The sequence below is a fragment of the Clostridium frigidicarnis genome, assembly GCF_900111985.1.
In the GTDB taxonomy this organism is placed as follows: domain Bacteria; phylum Bacillota; class Clostridia; order Clostridiales; family Clostridiaceae; genus Clostridium_Z; species Clostridium_Z frigidicarnis.
This window is the reverse complement of sequence record NZ_FOKI01000031.1, coordinates 19,286-39,199: the sequence shown is the minus strand read 5'-3', so window position 1 is coordinate 39,199 and position 19,914 is coordinate 19,286. Positions and strand designations below refer to the sequence as shown.

Sequence of the window (19,914 nt, the reverse complement as noted above, 5' to 3'; positions counted from 1 at the left end):
GATAAACGCTGAAAGCATCTAAGCGTGAAGCCTACCTCAAGATAAGATTTCCCATAACGTAAGTTAGTAAGACCCCTTGAAGACCACGAGGTTGATAGGTGAGAGGTGTAAGTATAGCAATATATTCAGCTGACTCATACTAATAGGTCGAGGGCTTGACCAAATAAAAATCTATGTGTAATTTTGAAAGAGCAATCTTTCATAGAATCTGGTAATGATGCCTCTAAAGGTCACACTCCTTCCCATACCGAACAGGAAAGTTAAGCTTTAGAGGGCCGATGGTACTGCATGGGTGACTGTGTGGAAGAGTAGGATGTTGCCAGGTTAGCAAGGCCCATTGGTCAAGCGGTCAAGACACCACCCTTTCACGGTGGTAACAGGGGTTCGATTCCCCTATGGGTCACCAAATAAAACTGGTTGTATTTATACATCCAGTTTTTTGTTTTATAAATTTTTAATTCATATCTTTTGCAAATCTAATAATTCATACTTCAGATGAAATTTCAAAAAATTTTATAGTATAAACAACAAGTACTTGACGTTATAATAGAAAAGTTATATGTTTATTGAAAGATAAGTTATCCAGTTATGTGAAATTTTCATATAGTAATTTAGAATGTAGCATTAAATATCAATAATGTATTAAAAAATACATATTACACACACTATATTAACAAGCCTGTGGATAAAAACTGTGGATAATGTGGACAAATTCTGTGCATATCTTTAGATAAACCAGAATAGTCATACTTTTCTGTGGATAACTTGATTATTTTATACAATATAACTATTTTATTTGGAATTATTTTGTAGAAATTATGTACAAGTATAAAAGGAGAAAAAGATATGGATATCGACAAAAATACAGTAAAAGCTACTTTTTTAAGAAGACCTAATAGATTTCAAGGTTTTGTTAATCTAAATGGAGTAGAGATAATGGCTCATGTTCCAAATACGGGAAGATGTAAGGAAATATTAAAAGAGGATACAACTGTTATATTAAGAGAAGAAAATAATCCTAATAGAAAGACAGCATATAGCTTGATTGCTGCATATAAAGGTGTTAGGTTAATAAATATAGATTCACAAATGCCTAATAAATTAGTAGAAGAGGCTCTTAATAATAAAATCATAGATGAGCTTAAAGATTATAACTATATTTCAAGAGAAAAAACATATGGCAGTAGTAGATTTGATTTCAAGTTAGCAAAATCAGAAAAAGGATTGAATGTGATTAAGGAAGAATACTATTTAGAAGTTAAGGGTGTAACATTAGAGGATAATGGAGAAACAAGATTTCCCGATGCTCCTACTGAGAGAGGAACAAAACACATATTAGAACTTATAGAAGTTAAGAATAGTGGTAGAGGGGCTGGAATTATGTTTGTTATTCAATTAGATGATGTTAAATCTTTTAGACCTAATGATGAAATGGATGAGAAGTTTGGAAAGGCTCTAAGAAAAGCTTCTGAAAATGGTGTAGATATAATGGCATATTGTTGCAAAGTAAAAGAGGATTCAGTAACTTTATATAAAAGAATTCCTGTAGAGCTTTAGTTTTAGGAGGTAATTTTATGAAATTTAAATTTTGTCCGTTATGTGGTAAAGAACTTATTGAAAAATATAGTTGGGATGAAGGTGGAGTACCTTATTGTAAGGATCACGATCTGATGTTTTTTGATACTCCAAAACCTTGCGTTATTGTAGCGGTAATTAAAGATGACCAAATATTATTGTTAAAACAAAGTTATATATTTAAAGATTCTAAGGTATTAGTTTCAGGATATGTTACAAATGGAGAAACCGTTGAAGAAACTGTTCACCGCGAGGTCTTAGAAGAAACAGGTATTGAAATTAAGGATGTAAAATACTTAGGAAGCGAATATCTTAAATCAAGAGAAATAATAATGCTTACTTTCATGGCTCATTATAAAGATGGGGAGATAAAGAAATCTGATGAAGTTGAGTGGGTAGCTTGGGGAAGTATAGAAGATGCAATTTGTGAAATGAGTGAAGATGAAATAGGAAAACGTATAGTTAGGAAGGTTTTAGAGGAGATAGATTACACGGGGCAGAGAGCTTATAGATGTGATATCAATAATTGTGAGTGTAATCAAGAAGATGCATAAAAGAACTGAATAGATTTATAAACAATATTTATAAAGTGATTTTTAATTTTAAATGGAATTTTATTAAAAAAATACATATGAAGATTAGAAGAACTTATTTATGAGAATAGCAGTGATTATATTTGAGTGTCAGCAACGGTAGACATAGGATAAACTTATCTTAAGAAAAAGCTATGAAGTATATTAATTCACATAATAATACTTCACAGCTTTTTAATTTTAAAGTGTAAGTTAGATATTACAACAAACCGTATAAGCTATTAAATAGTTCTAGTTAAAGTTATAGTTAAATAAGGATTATCGTAGCATATAATAGCGCTATCTATCATCATACCTATAAGAGAGAGCTTACAATCCATATCATCATTGCCACCTAGTTCCCAATAGCACTCCTCCATCTCGTGGCACCTCGGACAGTTAAGAAGTCTTTCTAAGTCATCAAGAACTGATTTAGATAAGTTATGTATTGTTGTCTTTATTGTAAAAGTTGTTTTTCTATCTTCAGTTTTGATATCTATAGACACATGATTAGAATCTTGAGAATAGCAAAAGTTAATGAGTTCATCTATAATTTTTATATTTCTTTGATTAATATATTGCATGTTTACTAGAATCCTTTCTAATTGAATTAATTATTGGTATAAGTATTATTGCCACTAATCCTCCAGCCAATCCATTATTATATAAATTTAAACCCCCGTGTAAATAAGCGGTATTCATTACGATACATACATGAATAAATCCAGCTGCTACACCATAAAAAAATCCATACTGACCAGCTATAGGAGCTAATGTAGTACTAAACAATATGGCTAAAATAACTTGAGGAGAAGTTATATCCCAAACGCTAAAAATACCACATAGTATTGCTCCTATAAGTATAGGGATAATGTTTTTAAGATGCTTACCAAAAGCACCAAATCCAACTATAGTAAATATTCCACCTATTGTAGGACCATTTAAGTCTCCCCCGATTAAAAGCACTAGCAAGGTTGAAAATAACCCTAGTATACCCATATTTATATAGGCAGCTCCTCCATATAGTATTAAGTAATCTGTTATTAGTCTACCACTATGTTTTGTTATTTTTAATGTATTTTTAAAACTTTTATTATTTTTAAAAAATCCTATAATTATTAATAATAGGAATATAGTTATTAAAAACATTAAAAATTCAAGGTTATTACCACTTGCCCATAAAAGTCTTTTAGGAAAGTCTATGCCAAAAGCTCTAAATATAGACATTAACAATGTACCGATAAGCCCAGCTGATAAACCTATGTTATACAAATTATAACCTTGGTGTAGTTTGGTACAATGAGCTGAAAGTGGAGGCAATATAAATCCTATAATAATACCACTTATTATACCTAAAAATAATGATATTTGGGATGGAAATATTCCGGTAAAGGCGATTTGACTAACAATAGGTGATAAAGCAGTTCCTAATATAGCAATTAGTATGTAATTTAAAAATGGTTCCCTTTGGTATTTAGCATGTAGCCAGACCCCAAATATAAGAGGCCATATGTTTAATATATTTTTACCGAAAAAACTAAACCCTGTCATCAAAAATAAAGCCATTAAAGTAGAGCCATTAGGTTTAACTTTTAAAACAACTAATAAAAACACACAACTAAGAGAGGTTAATCCTGAATTTACAAATGCAGCACCTCTATAAGTGAGAGCTATGTAATCGGTTACTAATATGTCGGAATTGATAATTATTTCCTTCAAACCCTTTAGAATATTATGTGGTCTATCTATAATTAGCCCAAACAATATAAATAATAAAAAAATAAATATTAGATGATAGTACAATCTTAATGATTTAGTCATAAATACCCCCTTTAAATAAATATATATATATTTAAATTATATAATAGTATATAGGGGTATTACCACAAGTATTTATTTAAGATACAAGATATTAGTAACTATAAATAAATTTAATAGATATTATATACAATTTTTATAAAACATACTTCAAATAGGGTGTTTTTAGATATATAATTAAGATATTGATAAAGTTTAGTATAATATATGAAGCAGCTTAGGGGGAATTTTTAATGAAGCAAGTACCAGAAATAAAAGGAACTTTAAGGAGTCACATGATAGAAGTTCCAAATATAATAAGAAATGCGAGTGGCATAAAAATATTTGGGAAAAGATTAAAGTCTTTTCTATTTTCAACAGATGTTGCGGTTATAAGAAATTCAAATGCAGATGCTATAATAGCAGTTTATCCATTTACACCGCAACCTGTAATAACTCAAGCTTTAGTTATGTCTGCAGATGTTCCTGTTTTTTGTGGAGTTGGAGGAGGAATAACTACAGGTAAGAGAGTTGTAAACTTAGCACTTGATGCAGAGTTTAAAGGAGCAATGGGAGTAGTTGTTAACAACCCAACACCTAACAGTGTAATTGAAAAATTAAGAAGGACAATAGATGTTCCTATAGTAGTAACTGTTGTTTCAGAATTTGAAGATTTTAGATCAAGAATAGAATCAGGAGCTACAATTCTTAATGTTTCAGGGGGAAAAGATACACCTAAAATAGTAAGAAAGATAAGAGAAATCTATCCTGATTTCCCTGTTATAGCTACCGGCGGACCAACAGAAGAAAGTATAAGATCAACTATTGATGCTGGGGCTAATGCTATAACATATACACCATCATCAACAGCAGATATATTGAATGATATAATGATAAGCTATAGAGCAGGATACGAATTAGACAAAGATATAGATTAGGAGGGATTTCATGGCGGTAGGAGGAGACAACTGTATCCAATGCCCAGAATTAAAAGCGGGAAATTGTGATGGGTTAGCATTAGATTGCATGTGCAAAAGATGTCCTAGGAGTTTAGGAAAATGCTTGATAACTAAATATTGTAGTGAGACTGAATCGGTATTAGATATGCAATTAGAAGATTTTTAATTGGGGTGAAATTTAACTTACCATACTAAGTTAATAAAATGTTATATATAGTTAAATTTATAATATAAATGATGTGATTTTATATAACTGTTAAATAAAATAAGTTTTTTGGGGGGCTATTTTCATGAAACCAGAAACTATTAAAAAGTTAGAAGAGCTTAAAAATTGTTTAAAAGAAATACATTACTTAGAACATGCATCAGCTATTCTGTCATTAGATAGAAGCGTTTCTATGCCTAAGAATGGGTCAAAGGATAGAGGAGAAGTCCTAGGATGCTTATCTAATATAGTATATAATATTATAACATCTGATAGATTTAAGAATCTTATATACTCTTTTCAAGAAGAAGATTTAGATTTTATATCACAAAGAGGAATTAAAAAATTAAAGAAATATTTTGAGGATATGAACAAAGTTCCAGAAGATAGACAACAACAATGGATTATAACTACATCTGAAGCTCAGAGTAAATGGGAAGAAGCAAAAATAAAAGATGATTATTCTATATTTAAACCGAGCTTAGAAGAAATTATAAACATGACTAGAGAGTTTCTGGAGTATTATGGATATGAAGAAAATCCATATGATGCTCTTTTAGATAAGTATCAATCTGGATTAACAGTTAAAAAGCTTGATAAGGTTTTTTATGATTTAAAAGAAGGTCTTGTAGATATTTTAAATAAGCTTAAAGAAAGCAATGTTATAATAAAAGAAGACTTTTTAAAGAAAAAAACCTGTAAAACTCAACAAAAAGAATTATGCATGTATGTTTTAAATAAGATAGGCTTTGATTTTAATAGTGGAGCGGTAGCAGAAAGTGAACATCCATTTACTACAAATACAAGTAATAAAGATATACGACTTACAGTTAAGTATGTTGAAAATAATTTTACTAAGGCTATTTTTTCAAGTATTCATGAAGGTGGGCATGGGATATATGAGCAAAATATACCAGAAAGCTTAAGTGATATAGGATTAAATGGAGCGGCTTCTATGAGTTTACATGAATCACAATCAAGATTTTATGAAAACATAATTGGTAGAAGCTATGAATTTTGGAAGGGAATATATCCTAAAGCACAGGAAATAGTAAATCATCTTAAGGATGTTAGTTTAGATGATTTCTACAAGGCTATAAATAAAGTTGAACCATCTTTAGTTAGGATTAAATCGGATGAGGTAACATATAATCTTCATATAATAATAAGATATGAGTTAGAAAAAATGATTGTAAATGGAGAAGTTAATCTTAATGATTTACCAGAGCTATGGAATAAAAAATATAATGAATACTTAGGAATGAACGCCGAAAATTATGAGGATGGAATACTTCAAGATATGCATTGGGGAGCAGGTATGTTTGGATATTTTCCAAGCTATGCGTTAGGAAATATTTATTCAGCTCAATTTTTAAATGCTATGTTTAAGGATATGCCTAACATGTATGAGGAAATTGGGAAGGGTGACTTATCCCATGTTAATAAGTGGTTAAGAGAAAACATCCATTGTCATGGTGAAATCTATGATACAGATGAACTGTTAAAGAAGGTTACAGGAGAAGAATTAAATTGTAAGTATTTCTTGGATTATTTAAGAAATAAGTATTCAAAAATATATAACGTATCATTATAGGATAAATAAGACTATGCTAAAGGGTGAGTTAATATCACGTATAAGTATAGTCCTTTCTTTATTTACTCTATAGAAATTTATAATCAAGTTGAATTTGTAGATAACTTAAAAAACATTAAACATATTAATACTTTTTAGTTGAAAGTTGAATGTTGAGAGCGAAGGATTAAATCTTCAACTTTCAACTCTCAACTTGAAAAATAACGTAGCCATTTTTTGTTAGCAGTCGATACCTTTTCTAGATAACACACCTTGAGTATAGTAGTGTTTTACCTCAGTCATATCAGTAACAAGATCAGCTAAATCTATTAACCCTTGAGGACAGAACCTGCCTGTTATTATAACTTCTACTTCTTCTCTTTTTCTTTTTAAAACATCAATAACGTCTTTAAGTGATAATAGTTTAAAATATAAAGCTATAGTTAATTCATCTAATATTACTAAATCATATTCTGAAGAAGTTAATATAGATTTTATTTTGGATAGTCCATTTTCAGCCATAATTTTATCTTCTTCACTAGGTTTTCTGTTTATAAAACAACCATCGCCGAACTGTTCTATTTTTATGTTATTAAAGTAATTTTCTATAGCTGTTTCACTATATTTCATCCCCTTAATAAATTGTCCAACATATACTTTCTTATCATTAAGTAAAGATCTTAATGCGACCCCAAAAGCAGCTGTAGTTTTACCTTTACCATTTCCTGTATAAACATGTATGTATCCCTTCATCTAAAACTCACCTCAATTTAATTATAAATAAATAAATGTAAATAACCAAATTTCATTTAATCTCAAAAAAGTAGTTCTTAAGCATATATTGTGCTAGTTCTTTAAATATAGAAAACGTTTATCCAATTGCGACTATTGCTCAATAAATGTATAACATGCTACAAAACTAAATTTACTATTATTAACTTACAACCTAAAACTTGTAACTTGTAACTTGTAATTATCCATATCATTTACAAATAAGTTTCTTTTAATTAAATTTCATCTAAAGCCAAGAATAACTTGATTTTAATAGCATGTATGGTGTTTTTTTATTAAACTGTAGTTTATGAATATTTGGAGGGAATCATAGAAATAATAGGAGTAAGGCACATTTAAAAAAAGAACAAGTCGTCAGTATGTCAACCTATTTTATGTCATGTGTCTAAAACTTTTAAATTTATTATAAGATTTGGAGTGAAGCCTTATGTATTCTAATTATAATTACAAGAATTTAGTTGGACAACATTGCTATGGATATACACCTAAAAGTATAATACATATAATGAGTAATGGACCAAGTGGTGAGAGTTGTTATAATTGTACTCATTATATAAGTGGCAATGGTAATTGCTCTCAAAATTTATATGAAGCAATGTCAAGTGTTTTTAAAAACAACTAATGTAATATTAACAAATAGAACGAATTTTGATGTAGATGGTATTCTTTTCAACATATGAATGTTGGATAAGTAATCTAGTGACGTAGCCATAAGACTATTAAAAAATCTAGGTAGAAATTACAACCTAGATTTTTTAAGATATAAGGCACATTCAAAAAAATAACAAGGCAGTATGCTAGTATATTTGGATTGTTATTTTCTTTCATGTGCCTAATTTGTATATTTGATACTAAAATAGTATTATGAAACCAGATAATAAAAGGATGTGACAATAAAAATGAAGGATATAATTTTAAATTCAAAGGGACAGACAGAAGAAGAATTTTTAAAAGAGTATGATTCAAGTAAATATAAAAAACCATCAGTAACAGTAGACATGCTTATATTTAAAATAGGTGAAGTAAATAGAGAATCTTATTTTGGAAAAGAGGTAGAAGTTTTACTAATCAAAAGAGGAAATTTTCCTGATATAAATAAGTGGGCTTTTCCAGGTGGATTTATAAATATGGATGAAAATTTAGAGGAGTCAGCAGCAAGAGAATTAGAAGAGGAAACAGGACTTAAAAACATTCCTATGATTCAATTAAGAGCTTTCGGCGATGTTAATAGAGATAAGAGAGATAGAATTATAACAGTTTCATATATAGCTGTAATAGAAAATAATGTTAAGGCTATTGCTGGAGATGATGCAGCTGATGCTAAATGGTTTAAAGTAAATTTAGAAGAGAATAGTGATAAATTAAAAATAAACTTGAGTAACCGTGATTTGGATATAAATCTTAAACTAAAAACTAAGGATATTAAGTTTGGAAATAATTTGGATAAAGATTTTAAAATTGAATTTAGTGATTGTATAGCAGGAGACCATGGTGAAGTTTTAGCATACGGGTTAAGAAAATTAAAAACTTATTTTGAATAAATATAGGTAATTTATAATTGAAAGTTAACAAAAATTCATAATGTTTAAATAGGACCTCTTTATTATTAATAAATACTTAAATTATAGTTTAATTTAATGAAACATTGATAATAGAGGGGATTTTTGTCTTGCTGTTCAATAGGTTAAGTAAACAAAATTTAACTCTATAGAATTATAGAAAAAAACTATAATAAAAAAATATATAAAACATAAAATTTTCCAAGTAAATATTCAATAAAATTGAATATATGTACAAAAGTTAGAATAAATTGTAAATATAATTAATTGATGATGAATCAAAATAAAAATAATAGAGAAATAAGAGGTAATTTCAGATAATTCGCTTAATTTTAAATATTGAGTAAATAAAGATGGAATGTTAGAATATAGTCATATCAAAACAAATAAACATAAATGGCTTTGCCAGTGGGTATGGAGGAAAAGTGTATGCATAAAAAGTTATTTATTCCAGGACCAGTAGAGGTTAGACCAGATGTATTAGAAAAAATGTCAATGCCTATGATAGGTCACAGAAGTAAGGATGCTTCTGCTATTCAAAGAAGAATAAGCGATAATCTTAGAAAGCTATTCTATACAAATAATGAAATCCTTTTATCAACTACTTCAGGTAGTGGTCTTATGGAAGGAGCTGTACGTTCATGTACTGCTAAAAGAGCAGCTGTTTTCGCAGTAGGAGCTTTTGGAAAAAGATGGTATGAAATGGCTACTAGCAATAATGTACCAGCAGATTTATTTGAATCTGAATGGGGAAAACCTACAACACCAGAGATGGTAGATGAAGTCCTTGCTACAGGAAAATATGACTTAATAACAGTTACACACAATGAAACCTCAACAGGATTAATGAACCCAGTAGATGAAATTGCTGAAGTTATGAAAAAGTATCCAGAAGTTGTTTGGTGCTTAGATGCAGTAAGTTCAGCAGCAGGAAGCAAAATAGAAGTAGACAAGCTAGGAGTTGATATATGTATAACTTCAACTCAAAAAGCTATAGGTCTACCTCCAGGAATGGCTATGTGTACATTCTCAGAAAAAGCAAAATTAAGAGCTGAGAAAGTAGAACATAGAGGAACATATCTAGATTTATTAGCATTATATAAATACATTCAAAAGAAGGATTATCAATATCCATCAACACCATCTCTTTCACATATGTTTGCACTAGATTATCAACTTGACAGAATAATAAATGTTGAAGGATTAGAAAACAGATTCCAAAGACATAAAGAAATGGCTGAAGTTGTAAGAGCATGGGCAAGAGAACATTTTGAAGTATTTCCAGACGAAAAATATTTATCAAACACATTAACTAATATAAAAAATACAACAGATTTAAGTGTTGCAGACTTAAATAAAAAATTAGGAGAAAGAGGATTCCAAATATCTAATGGATATGGAAAACTAAAAGATAAAACATTTAGAATAGCTCATATGGCTGATTGCCAAATGGAAGATATAAAAGAATTATTATCTGTATTAGATGAAATCTTAGGATTCTAATTTTAATCTTATGATAATAGGAGGCAAATAGAATTTGTCTCCTATTTCTAACATAATTATATTTAATGACAAATTTGAATAGTGACAAGTTGAAAGTTGCAAATTAGAAGTGGAAAGTTTACGTAAAGACTGTATATAATTACGAATTTCAAGTCTACGTAAATGATTCATATAACTATAGATTTTGAATTTAGAAAATATGGAGTTTTAAGATGGATAATCCATATACTAAAAGTCTTAATCCTCAATTTCAATAATTAATAAGCTTATATTGAATTGAGAATGTAAAGTTGAATATGAAAATTGTGGGGGGTTTTTAAATGTTTAGAATATTAGTTACTGATGGTATGGATAAGAATGGTGTAAAAGAATTAAAAGCAAGCGGATTTGAGGTTGTAGAGAAGTTCTATGCACCAGAAGAATTGGGAGAAGCATTAAAAAACTTTAACTGTGTAGTTGTAAGATCTGCAACTAAGGTTAGAGAGGGTATAATAGATAAAGCTTTAGAAACAGGAAATTTAAAACTTATAATAAGAGGTGGAGTTGGTGTAGATAACATAGATGTTAAATACGCTGAATCAAAAGGTATTGCAGTAAGAAATACTCCAAATGCATCAAGTGCATCAGTTGCAGAATTAGCTATTGCTCATATGTTTGCAGCAGCTAGATTCTTAGGAGCATCAAATGCAACTATGAGAAATGGAGAATGGAATAAAAAACAATATAAAGGAATTGAACTTGGAGGTAAAACTTTAGGTTTAATTGGCTTTGGTAGAATAGCTAAAGAAACTGCAAAGAGAGCAGAAGCTTTAGGAATGAAGGTTTTATATAACAAGAGATCAGGAAAAGAAACTGGATTTGATCAATATGAGTATTGTGAACTTGAAGATTTATTAAAGAGATCAGATTTTGTATCACTTCATATACCTTTTGATAAAACTAAGGGTGCTGTAATAGGAGAAAAACAATTTGAAATAATGAAAGATGGAGCATTTTTAATAAACCTTGCTAGAGGCGGAGTTGTATGTGAAAAAGCATTACTTAATGCATTAAATAGTGGAAAAGTTAAGGGTGCTGGAATAGATGTATTTGAAGAAGAACCAACAAAAAATACAGAGCTTATAAATCATCCAAATGTATCTGTAACACCGCATGTAGGAGCATCAACTAAAGAAGCTCAAACAAGAATAGGTGAGGAAATAGTATCTATAATTAAAGATTTTTGCAAATAAAAGTTTAAAACCATAAGATTATAAGACGGGAGGCTAATTTATGGCAATAGTAAAACCTTTTAAGGCAATAAGACCAAATGAAACTTTAGCAAGTAAAGTTGCGGCTCTTCCTTATGATGTAATGAATAGTGAAGAGGCTAGAGATATGGTAAAAGATAATCCATATTCATTTTTACATGTAGATAAGGCAGAAGTTGATTTAGATTCTTCTATAGATATATATGATAAAAAAGTATATGGAAAAGCTAGAGAAAATCTAGATAACATGATAAAAGAGGGTACATTCATACAAGATGAAAAACCATGTTTATATGTGTATAGACAAATAATGGATGGAAGAGTTCAAACTGGTTTAGTTGTGTGTGCATCAATAGATGATTATATGACAGATGTTATAAAGAAGCATGAACATACTAGGGCTGAAAAAGAGCAAGATAGAATTAATCATGTAGATTATTGTGACGCAAACACAGGTCCTATATTCTTAACTTATAGAGATAATGAAGAAATAAGTACATCAATAAAGCATTGGGCAGATAACCATAAACCTGTCTATGATTTTACATCAGATGATGGAATAAGTCATATAGTATGGGTAGTAGATGATGAAGTTACAGTAAATAGGCTTTGTTTCTTATTTGGAGAAGTTGACTATTTATATATAGCTGATGGACACCATAGAGCAGCATCGGCTGTTAAAGTTGGAAAGAAGAGAAGAGAAGAAAAGAAAGATTATGATGGAAAAGAAGAGTTCAACTATTTCTTATCTGTAATATTTGCAGATGAAGATCTTTATGTAATGGACTATAACAGAGTTGTTAAAGATTTAAACGGAAATAGCACAGAGGAATTTTTCAATAAAGTAAAAGAGAAATTTAACGTTGAAGAACATGGAATAGAGGGAAAACAATTTAGTCCATGTGAAAAACGTACTTTTGGAATGTTCCTTGATGGAAAATGGTATAAACTTTCAGCCAAAGATGGAATATTTGATGAAAATGATCCTGTAGATAGATTAGATGTATCTATACTTCAAAACAACTTGTTACATCCAATATTAGGGATAGAAGATCCAAGAAAAGATAAGAGAATAGACTTTATAGGTGGAATAAGGGGACTTAATGAGCTTGAGAGAAGATGTAAAGAAGATATGAAAATAGCATTTTCTATGTATGCAACAACTATAGATGATTTGATGGATATAGCTGATGCAGGAAGAGTTATGCCACCAAAATCAACTTGGTTTGAACCAAAGCTTAGGAGTGGATTATTTATTCATAGATTAAGCTAAGTAAAAGTTACGTAAAAATTTCTGGGCAAGAGAAATTTTAAAATTGAAAGTAGATTTGTGTAAAAACAAATCTACTTAATTTTAAAATAAATTTTTAACATAAAACTACTAAATTAAATTTAAAAATAACAAACATAAACTAAATTTTAATGTTTAGTTTATTGTAATGTTGTTAAACATAATGTGGAGGGCGATATGAAATTTATTAAACGTAGTTCTATATATAGGCTAATTACAGGGGAAATACAATTAGAGAATATTGGACTTTGTGAGGTTGTAGGAATAGGAATGTTATTTTTTTGGTTGTCACTTGTTGTAGGGGTAATACCAGCTTTTATAGGGAAAAATATCATAGGAACTTATATAAATAAAGGTATATTTACTTCATGTTGGGTAATTGTAAATGAATTTTTAATAAACGTAATAATTATATCTATAGTAATAAATATTTTTAAAACAAAAGATTGTTGTAATCTTGATGTTAATAAAGTAAAAATTAATAAAAAGGACTATATATGTTGTTTAGGAATTATAATTTCTTTTATTATGATAAGGTACGGTGTGATTGATGAAATGTTTGGAAAATTACCGTATTTAATTTCAGATGAGAGCGTAGGAAAAATTGAAGAGCTTTATAAAAATTCACCTAGAAGTGTATTATTTATTGTGGGAGTAATATTAGCACCTTTCTTTGAAGAAATAGTTTATAGAGGTATAATATTAAATGGAATGCTTAAAAAATACTCACCTAAAAAGGCTATAGTTATCTCTGCTTTAATTTTCGGATTTATGCATTTAAATTTACCACAAGGTTTAAATGGTTTTATTATAGGATTAATAATTGGAACAGTATATTATTTTACTAAGTCATTATATGTTTGTATGCTTATGCATGCAGCAAATAATTTTGTAGTGAATTTTATGTATGTTCCTGAAAATTTTACGCTAAAATTAGCATGTTATATAATTGTTCCGGTTTTAGGAATAATATTATTTTTAAAATGCAAAAATAAATTAGACTTTAGGAATAGATTGAATGCTTAGTAGACAAACCCAAATAAACTAAATTCCAATAAAAGGATAATTAGACGTAAAAAATATAAAAATAGAATGCTCTAAAGAGCATTCTATTTTTTGTTGAATGAAAGAGAAACCCATTCGTTAGAAGTTATAGTTTCACACAGTTCAAAACCATAAGTTTTTATACCTTCAACCACTTCCTCATAACTCCAAGTTACAAGGCCAGATACTAGAACAGTAGAATTCTTAGTACAATGGTTATTTATAAATGGCATAAACATATGAGTTTCTTCTCCACCTATATTTATAATTATTAAATCATAGTAATCATCAATACTTAGGGTTAAATCTTCTAAAGCATTACCCACAGCAACTTCGATGTTATTAAGGTTGTTTAAGCTTGCATTTAGTTCAATTTCATCTGTCACATCTCGTAAATCTAAAGCTGTTACTTTTTTAGCATTTTTTATCGAGGCTGCTAGAGCGAGAATGCCAGAGCCGGTTCCTATATCTAAAACAGATTTACCTGTTAAGTCCATTGATAGGATAGTTCTTAAAAGATCCTGGGTTGTTTCATGAACTCCAGTTCCAAAAGCCCCTTGAGGTATAAAGTTAATATGCATTTTGTTATCTTCACATATATAACTAGGGTCAGCTAAAACATAACCATTATTCAGGTCTATAGGTTCAAAACTTTGTTGGAAATTAGTGTTATCAACTTCACATATTGAAAAATTAACATCATTTAAAATTTCCTTCAATTTATGTTCTGTTTGAGATAATTCATCACTATCTTCGCATATTATGTTTATTAATATATCTTTATCATCATTTTCAACAAAATCATATCCATATTTATCTTCAACTACAGTAATATGGGCTTCATAATAAGTATTAAAAATATCATGGATTTGAAGAAGTTCTATTGTACTATCTACATTACTACTTTTACTATTGAATGTTATCTTAAACATATGAACACCGTCCTTACTTTATATATTCTATACAGTGTAACTGATTTCAAACAATAGCAAAAAAACAAATTTAAAATATATCTGGATTTCCAACTCGCATATTTATGACATGGCCGCAATCTTTACAAAATTGTACATATATATCAGATTGAGATGAATAGAGTTTGTTCAATGGTTGAATTTTCATGTAAGAATTAGATTTTCCCTCAACTATATTAGTACCACCACATTTAGGGCATTTAGTATCTTCATATTCCATAATTATTTTCCTCCTTAAGAATGGAACTTCTAATTATATATTATTAAAAAACAATATAATTAGAACTATGATTTAACAAGAATCATTATGCTTAAAGCATAACGGGTAAATGAAGAGTTTTACTAAAGTTACAGATGGTAGTTATCAGATAAAAATATTAGTCGTATCCATACAATGTACAATGTATCCATACATTTAATAGTGTATGGATACATTTTGAAATATTAGGAAATTTATGTACAATATAAATTGTATTGAGAAATTAATTTTAAGGGGGATTTAATTGTGGAAAGATATAACTTAAATAAAAATTTAGCTCAAATGTTAAAGGGCGGAGTAATAATGGATGTTGTTAATAAGGAGCAAGCTATAATAGCTGAAAAGGCAGGGGCTTGTGCAGTTATGGCATTAGAAAGAGTTCCAGCTGATATAAGAAAAGAAGGCGGAATTGCTAGAATGTCTGATCCTAGACTTATAAAAGAAATAAAAGAATCAGTTTCTATTCCTGTAATGGCTAAGGTTAGAATAGGTCATTTTGTAGAGGCTCAAATTTTACAACATTTAGAGGTTGATTACATAGATGAAAGTGAAGTTTTAACACCAGCAGATAATGCTTACCATATAAATAAAAGAGAGTTTAAGACTCCATTTGTTTGTGGAGCAAGAAACTTAGGTGAAGCTCTTAGAAGAATTGGAGAAGGGGCTGCAATGATTAGAACTAAGGGTGAAGCAGGTACAGGAAATGTAGTTGAGGCAGTTACTCATATGAGACAAATGGTAGATGATATTAAAAAGGTTAAGAATGCAAATAGAGAAGAGCTTATGACAATAGCTAGAGATATGAAAGCTCCTTTTGATTTAATAGAGTATGTATGGGAAAATGGAAAACTACCTGTAGTAAATTTTGCAGCTGGTGGCATAGCAACACCATCAGATGCAGCATTAATGATGCAATTAGGATCAGAAGGAGTCTTTGTTGGATCAGGTATATTTAAGTCAGGCAACCCAGAGAAAAGAGCTAAAGCTATAGTGTTAGCTACAACATATTATAGTGATCCTAAGGTCTTATCAGAAATATCAGAAGATCTTGGTGCGCCAATGAGTGGATTAACTATGGAAAATTTAGAACAAAAGTATGCTGAAAGAGGATGGTAATATAATGAAAGTAGGGGTACTAGCTTTACAAGGAGGATTCAGTGAACATGTAAATCATATAAAAAAGCTTAACCATAAAGCTATGGAGGTAAGAAAAAAAGAAGATTTAGATAGTATTGATGGACTTATAATACCTGGTGGAGAAAGTACAACCATGGGAAAGCTTTTAAGAGAAACAAAAATGCTAGAACCATTAAGGAATAAAATCATAGAAGGTATGCCAACTTGGGGAACTTGTGCAGGTATGATTTTATTGGCTAAAGAAATAGGAGGTAAAGATAATAATTATATAGGTGCCATAGATATAAAGGTAAGAAGAAATGCATATGGAAGCCAAAAGGATAGTTTTTCAGTGAAAAAGCAAATAGAATTTATAGGAGATGCTCCTCAAGAACTTGTTTTTATAAGAGCTCCTTATATTGATAGCCACGGTGATGATGTTGAGGAATTATTAAGAGTAGATGGCAATTTAGTAGCAGCAAAACAAAAAAATATTTTTGTTACTTCATTTCATCCAGAGTTAACAGATGGATTAGATTTTCATAGATATTTTTTGTCTATAATAGAAAGAGCAAGTTAGAGAGTAGCTAGTGACAAGTTACAAGTTACAAGTTAGTTATGGGCTTACAGTTATAATTTTTAAGATAAGAGTGAAAATGGACATTGAAGATGAAATTGTTGAGAAGTACTCATATTAACTTTGAGAAGTGATAATATTAAAGATGTAATAAGCAGATGAAATTATAATTAATAAGTGTAAGTTAAGAGCTATGAATCTAAAGGTAGAGCCTGAAGTTTCATAGCTTTAATTTTATCTTGTTTTTCATACTTCAATATTTGCTAAGTTTTAACAAGTTAAATTCTTAAGATGTTATAATTTTAATAATTACTTAAATAAAAAGGAACTAATATAGTTATAAAAATTAAAAGATACTATTAGTAAAACTTATTGGATTTTTGTAGATTATAGAATTGAGAAATTTTAAATATAATGTATTATTCTTTAATAAATAAATAAATTTATATGTTAAATATAAAACAAACAAAAAATAAACTTATTGAAAAACAAGTTATCCAACAATATAATTAAATTAAATGTATTGTTTAAAGGGTATCTAAAAAGCATAAAATAATAAAGTTCATCAGGCACATGAAAGAAAATAACAAGTCAAAGATGCCATGTATATTTCGTGGCAGACAGGAGGTGATATTAGTTCATAGCAAAGGCTATGTGCTAATATTACTGACGCAGTATGACACGAAATAGACTAACATACTGACTTATTATTTTTTCAATGTGCCTTATATGAAAAGAAGGAGGAGGATTTTATTTGAAGAGTGTATTACATTTAAAAGATGTAATGGATATAGAAGTTTTTCAAAAAATACAGGATGATATAGCTGAAGCGACAGGAATGTCTATAATAACTGTAGACTTTAAAGGAAAACCAGCTACTGAACATAGTGGATGTAGCGAGTTTTGCAAACTAATGAGAGCAAACAAGATGTATTCTCAGTTATGTGAAAGATGTGATTCTAGAGGTGGTTTAGAAGCGGCTAGATTAGAAAAACCGTACATATACAGATGCCATAGCGGATTAGTTGATTTTGCAACACCTATTATAGTTAATGGTTATTATTTAGGTTCTGTTATGGCAGGGCAAGTGCTTACAAAAGAAGATCAAAATATAGATTTAGAAGATATATTAGTTAGAAAAGATGATTTTGATAACTTAGAAGAAGATGAAAAACAAAATTTATTAAGTACATATAAAAAACTACCTGTAGTTGATTTTAAAAAAATCGAATCTGTAGCTCAAATGATGTTTCATATAAGCAATTATATAGTTGGAGAAGCTGTTTTAAAAATGGCACAGATAGAATTGAATGAGAAAAATATAAAATTTGTGGAAACTAAAAAGGCTAATGCAGAACTTGAAAAAGAGTATAAATCATGTCAATTAAAAGCTCTTCAATCTCAAATTAATCCACACTTTTTATTTAATGTATTAAGTAGTATGGCATCTTTGGCACTCATAGAGGATGCACCAAGAACCCAAGATGTTATATATAATTTATCAAATATATTGAGATACACATTAAAAAAAGCCAATAAAATTGTTATGTTAGAGGAAGAATTGGATTATGTAAATTCATATTTAAAGCTTCAAAAAATTAGATTTGTAGATAGGCTTAACTATGAGATTAATGTGGATATAAATCTAAATAAATTAAAGATTCCATTTATGGTAATCCAGACTTTTGTTGAAAATTCAATAGTTCATGGTTTAGAAAGTAAAGAAGATGGTGGAACTATAAAGGTATACTCTAAAGACAATGGAGAGAATTTAACTATATGCATAGAGGATAATGGAACCGGAATATCAAGAGAAAAACTTAATGAACTAAATCAAGAATTAGAACTTAAATATGGTAATGATATTGATAGAATAGGAATAAATAATGTGAATAAGAGAATGGCTCACTATTATGGTGAAGATTATGATATAAGTATAGAAAGCAAAATAAGAAAGGGTACTTTGGTAAAAATAACTATACCAAAAGATATATAACAATGTATTTGGTAGCCAGGAGATGTATAGATGTTTAAATTAATGATTGCTGATGATGAAATTTTAGAAAGACAGGCTTTGAAGCTTATGTTAAAGGATTTAGAATCAATAGTGTGTGTAGCAGAAGCATGTAATGGAAGAGAGGCCATAGAATATAATAGAGAATTTAATCCAGATATAATAATTATGGATATTAAGATGCCTGGAATAAATGGAATTAAAGCGTCTGAAATAATAAAAGCAGAAAATGCAGAAAAAGTTATAATAATTATTACAGCATACGATGATTTTGACCTTGTGCGTAAAGCCTTGGTTTTAGGTGTTAATGATTACATACTAAAGCCTATTAGAGCAAGTGAACTAATAAATGTTATGAACAATATTATTGTTAATTTTAAAATTAACGATAGTGAAGTTTTAGAAAAAAGTGATAAGATAGAAGAAATCATCGGAAGTGAATCTGAAAAAAAATATATAGAATCTAAATCACCGATACAGGATGCATTAGAATACATAAATAAAAATTTGAATCAAAATACAAATTTAGAAAAAATAGCTGGTATATGCAACTTAAGTTCTTGCTATTTTAGTAAACTGTTTAAAAAAGAAGTTGGAATGAACTTCATAACCTATGTTAATAAGGTTAAAATTAATAAGGCTAAAGAAATATTAAAAAGCACAGATATCCCTATTTTGAATATTGCAATGGATTTAGGATTTGAGGATTGTGGATATTTTATAAGAGTATTTAAAAAAGTAGAAGGTGTTACGCCTAAAAAGTATAGAGATTCAAAAATATAAAAATGGTCATAAGTACAATGTTCAAATTTAAAGTAGCTTATATATGATCTTTAAAATAAGTCTCTGCTGGACTA

General features: G+C 29.1%; 20 protein-coding genes, 1 tRNA gene and 2 rRNA genes. 18 read left to right on the top strand and 5 right to left on the bottom strand.

The window, feature by feature from the left end; all coding sequences use genetic code 11:
• The 5 genes from BM119_RS15080 to BM119_RS15060 all read left to right on the top strand — a co-directional run.
• Window positions 1-163, top strand: a 23S ribosomal RNA gene (locus tag BM119_RS15080); the annotation flags it as partial.
• Window positions 164-207: 44 nt separating this feature from the next.
• Window positions 208-325 (top strand): 5S ribosomal RNA (rrf, locus tag BM119_RS15075).
• Between the two features lie 6 nt (window positions 326-331).
• Window positions 332-406 (top strand) — tRNA-Glu (locus tag BM119_RS15070).
• A gap of 440 nt (window positions 407-846) precedes the next feature.
• Window positions 847-1,557 carry a DNA/RNA nuclease SfsA gene (gene sfsA / locus BM119_RS15065; protein ID WP_090042566.1) on the top strand — a complete coding sequence of 237 codons (711 nt, stop codon included), beginning with the start codon at window positions 847-849 and terminating at the stop codon, window positions 1,555-1,557.
• Window positions 1,558-1,574: 17 nt separating this feature from the next.
• A complete protein-coding gene (locus BM119_RS15060; RefSeq protein WP_090042565.1) occupies window positions 1,575-2,129 on the top strand; it encodes an NAD(+) diphosphatase in 555 nt (184 codons plus the stop codon).
• Between the two features lie 260 nt (window positions 2,130-2,389).
• On the opposite strand, the gene BM119_RS15055 is transcribed toward BM119_RS15060, so the two are convergent.
• The gene (locus BM119_RS15055) at window positions 2,390-2,731 is read right to left on the bottom strand and encodes a hypothetical protein (RefSeq protein ID WP_090042564.1); all 342 of its coding nucleotides are present in this window, start codon (window positions 2,729-2,731) and stop codon (window positions 2,390-2,392) included.
• A complete protein-coding gene (locus BM119_RS15050) occupies window positions 2,718-3,968 on the bottom strand; it encodes a DUF1576 domain-containing protein (protein WP_090042563.1) in 1,251 nt (416 codons plus the stop codon). Before BM119_RS15050 ends, BM119_RS15055 begins: the two co-directional genes overlap by 14 nt.
• Before the next feature lie 230 nt (window positions 3,969-4,198).
• Between BM119_RS15050 and BM119_RS15045 the strand changes: the two genes are divergently transcribed.
• The 3 genes from BM119_RS15045 to BM119_RS15035 all read left to right on the top strand — a co-directional run bounded on the left by BM119_RS15045 (window position 4,199) and on the right by BM119_RS15035 (window position 6,702).
• Entirely contained in the window at window positions 4,199-4,882 is a 684-nt protein-coding gene (locus tag BM119_RS15045; RefSeq protein ID WP_090042562.1) for a beta/alpha barrel domain-containing protein, read from the top strand.
• 10 nt (window positions 4,883-4,892) lie between these two features.
• On the top strand, window positions 4,893-5,069 hold the full coding sequence (locus BM119_RS20005; RefSeq protein ID WP_090042561.1) for a hypothetical protein: 177 nt from the start codon (window positions 4,893-4,895) through the stop codon (window positions 5,067-5,069).
• A 124-nt stretch (window positions 5,070-5,193) separates the two neighbouring features.
• Window positions 5,194-6,702: a carboxypeptidase M32 gene (locus BM119_RS15035; protein WP_090042560.1), complete on the top strand. Its 1,509-nt coding sequence runs from the start codon at window positions 5,194-5,196 to the stop codon at window positions 6,700-6,702.
• 219 nt (window positions 6,703-6,921) lie between these two features.
• Here the strand turns inward: BM119_RS15035 and cobO are convergent, their stop codons facing one another.
• Window positions 6,922-7,434, bottom strand: coding sequence for a cob(I)yrinic acid a,c-diamide adenosyltransferase (gene cobO, locus BM119_RS15030; protein WP_090042559.1), 513 nt, complete (start codon window positions 7,432-7,434; stop codon window positions 6,922-6,924).
• 466 nt (window positions 7,435-7,900) lie between these two features.
• Between cobO and BM119_RS15025 the strand changes: the two genes are divergently transcribed.
• The 6 genes from BM119_RS15025 to BM119_RS15000 all read left to right on the top strand — a co-directional run bounded on the left by BM119_RS15025 (window position 7,901) and on the right by BM119_RS15000 (window position 14,102).
• Window positions 7,901-8,095, top strand: a complete 195-nt coding sequence (locus BM119_RS15025) for a hypothetical protein (RefSeq protein ID WP_090042558.1) — start codon at window positions 7,901-7,903, stop codon at window positions 8,093-8,095.
• A 277-nt stretch (window positions 8,096-8,372) separates the two neighbouring features.
• Window positions 8,373-9,014: an NUDIX domain-containing protein gene (locus tag BM119_RS15020; protein ID WP_090042557.1), complete on the top strand. Its 642-nt coding sequence runs from the start codon at window positions 8,373-8,375 to the stop codon at window positions 9,012-9,014.
• 447 nt (window positions 9,015-9,461) lie between these two features.
• Window positions 9,462-10,535 (top strand): pyridoxal-phosphate-dependent aminotransferase family protein, encoded by a 1,074-nt coding sequence (locus BM119_RS15015; RefSeq protein ID WP_090042556.1) that lies wholly within the window; start codon window positions 9,462-9,464, stop codon window positions 10,533-10,535.
• A 320-nt stretch (window positions 10,536-10,855) separates the two neighbouring features.
• The gene (locus BM119_RS15010; RefSeq protein ID WP_090042555.1) at window positions 10,856-11,767 is read left to right on the top strand and encodes a D-2-hydroxyacid dehydrogenase; all 912 of its coding nucleotides are present in this window, start codon (window positions 10,856-10,858) and stop codon (window positions 11,765-11,767) included.
• Between the two features lie 40 nt (window positions 11,768-11,807).
• Window positions 11,808-13,058 (top strand): DUF1015 domain-containing protein, encoded by a 1,251-nt coding sequence (locus tag BM119_RS15005; protein WP_090042554.1) that lies wholly within the window; start codon window positions 11,808-11,810, stop codon window positions 13,056-13,058.
• A gap of 195 nt (window positions 13,059-13,253) precedes the next feature.
• Window positions 13,254-14,102: a CPBP family intramembrane glutamic endopeptidase gene (locus BM119_RS15000; RefSeq protein ID WP_090042553.1), complete on the top strand. Its 849-nt coding sequence runs from the start codon at window positions 13,254-13,256 to the stop codon at window positions 14,100-14,102.
• A gap of 83 nt (window positions 14,103-14,185) precedes the next feature.
• On the opposite strand, the gene BM119_RS14995 is transcribed toward BM119_RS15000, so the two are convergent.
• A complete protein-coding gene (locus tag BM119_RS14995; protein ID WP_090042552.1) occupies window positions 14,186-15,052 on the bottom strand; it encodes a 50S ribosomal protein L11 methyltransferase in 867 nt (288 codons plus the stop codon).
• Window positions 15,053-15,122: 70 nt separating this feature from the next.
• On the bottom strand, window positions 15,123-15,311 hold the full coding sequence (locus BM119_RS14990) for a hypothetical protein (RefSeq protein ID WP_090042551.1): 189 nt from the start codon (window positions 15,309-15,311) through the stop codon (window positions 15,123-15,125).
• A 285-nt stretch (window positions 15,312-15,596) separates the two neighbouring features.
• On the opposite strand from BM119_RS14990, the gene pdxS reads away from it, so the two are divergent.
• The 4 genes from pdxS to BM119_RS14970 all read left to right on the top strand — a co-directional run bounded on the left by pdxS (window position 15,597) and on the right by BM119_RS14970 (window position 19,840).
• Entirely contained in the window at window positions 15,597-16,466 is an 870-nt protein-coding gene (pdxS, locus tag BM119_RS14985; RefSeq protein ID WP_090042550.1) for a pyridoxal 5'-phosphate synthase lyase subunit PdxS, read from the top strand.
• A 4-nt stretch (window positions 16,467-16,470) separates the two neighbouring features.
• The gene (pdxT, locus tag BM119_RS14980) at window positions 16,471-17,046 is read left to right on the top strand and encodes a pyridoxal 5'-phosphate synthase glutaminase subunit PdxT (protein ID WP_090042549.1); all 576 of its coding nucleotides are present in this window, start codon (window positions 16,471-16,473) and stop codon (window positions 17,044-17,046) included.
• Window positions 17,047-17,797: 751 nt separating this feature from the next.
• The gene (locus BM119_RS14975; RefSeq protein WP_090042548.1) at window positions 17,798-19,039 is read left to right on the top strand and encodes a sensor histidine kinase; all 1,242 of its coding nucleotides are present in this window, start codon (window positions 17,798-17,800) and stop codon (window positions 19,037-19,039) included.
• A gap of 30 nt (window positions 19,040-19,069) precedes the next feature.
• Window positions 19,070-19,840 carry a response regulator transcription factor gene (locus tag BM119_RS14970; protein WP_090042547.1) on the top strand — a complete coding sequence of 257 codons (771 nt, stop codon included), beginning with the start codon at window positions 19,070-19,072 and terminating at the stop codon, window positions 19,838-19,840.
• The last annotated feature ends 74 nt before the right edge of the window (window positions 19,841-19,914 follow it).

Bases quoted from the DNA above. Each gene is read 5' to 3' on its own strand.
- sfsA (WP_090042566.1), top strand. From the start codon at position 847: ATGGATATCGACAAAAATACAGTAAAAGCTACTTTTTTAAGAAGACCT.
- BM119_RS15060 (WP_090042565.1), top strand. From the start codon at position 1,575: ATGAAATTTAAATTTTGTCCGTTATGTGGTAAAGAACTTATTGAAAAA.
- BM119_RS15055 (WP_090042564.1), bottom strand. From the start codon at position 2,731: ATGCAATATATTAATCAAAGAAATATAAAAATTATAGATGAACTCATT.
- BM119_RS15050 (WP_090042563.1), bottom strand. From the start codon at position 3,968: ATGACTAAATCATTAAGATTGTACTATCATCTAATATTTATTTTTTTA.
- BM119_RS15045 (WP_090042562.1), top strand. From the start codon at position 4,199: ATGAAGCAAGTACCAGAAATAAAAGGAACTTTAAGGAGTCACATGATA.
- BM119_RS20005 (WP_090042561.1), top strand. From the start codon at position 4,893: ATGGCGGTAGGAGGAGACAACTGTATCCAATGCCCAGAATTAAAAGCG.
- BM119_RS15035 (WP_090042560.1), top strand. From the start codon at position 5,194: ATGAAACCAGAAACTATTAAAAAGTTAGAAGAGCTTAAAAATTGTTTA.
- cobO (WP_090042559.1), bottom strand. From the start codon at position 7,434: ATGAAGGGATACATACATGTTTATACAGGAAATGGTAAAGGTAAAACT.
- BM119_RS15025 (WP_090042558.1), top strand. From the start codon at position 7,901: ATGTATTCTAATTATAATTACAAGAATTTAGTTGGACAACATTGCTAT.
- BM119_RS15020 (WP_090042557.1), top strand. From the start codon at position 8,373: ATGAAGGATATAATTTTAAATTCAAAGGGACAGACAGAAGAAGAATTT.
- BM119_RS15015 (WP_090042556.1), top strand. From the start codon at position 9,462: ATGCATAAAAAGTTATTTATTCCAGGACCAGTAGAGGTTAGACCAGAT.
- BM119_RS15010 (WP_090042555.1), top strand. From the start codon at position 10,856: ATGTTTAGAATATTAGTTACTGATGGTATGGATAAGAATGGTGTAAAA.
- BM119_RS15005 (WP_090042554.1), top strand. From the start codon at position 11,808: ATGGCAATAGTAAAACCTTTTAAGGCAATAAGACCAAATGAAACTTTA.
- BM119_RS15000 (WP_090042553.1), top strand. From the start codon at position 13,254: ATGAAATTTATTAAACGTAGTTCTATATATAGGCTAATTACAGGGGAA.
- BM119_RS14995 (WP_090042552.1), bottom strand. From the start codon at position 15,052: ATGTTTAAGATAACATTCAATAGTAAAAGTAGTAATGTAGATAGTACA.
- BM119_RS14990 (WP_090042551.1), bottom strand. From the start codon at position 15,311: ATGGAATATGAAGATACTAAATGCCCTAAATGTGGTGGTACTAATATA.
- pdxT (WP_090042549.1), top strand. From the start codon at position 16,471: ATGAAAGTAGGGGTACTAGCTTTACAAGGAGGATTCAGTGAACATGTA.
- BM119_RS14970 (WP_090042547.1), top strand. From the start codon at position 19,070: ATGTTTAAATTAATGATTGCTGATGATGAAATTTTAGAAAGACAGGCT.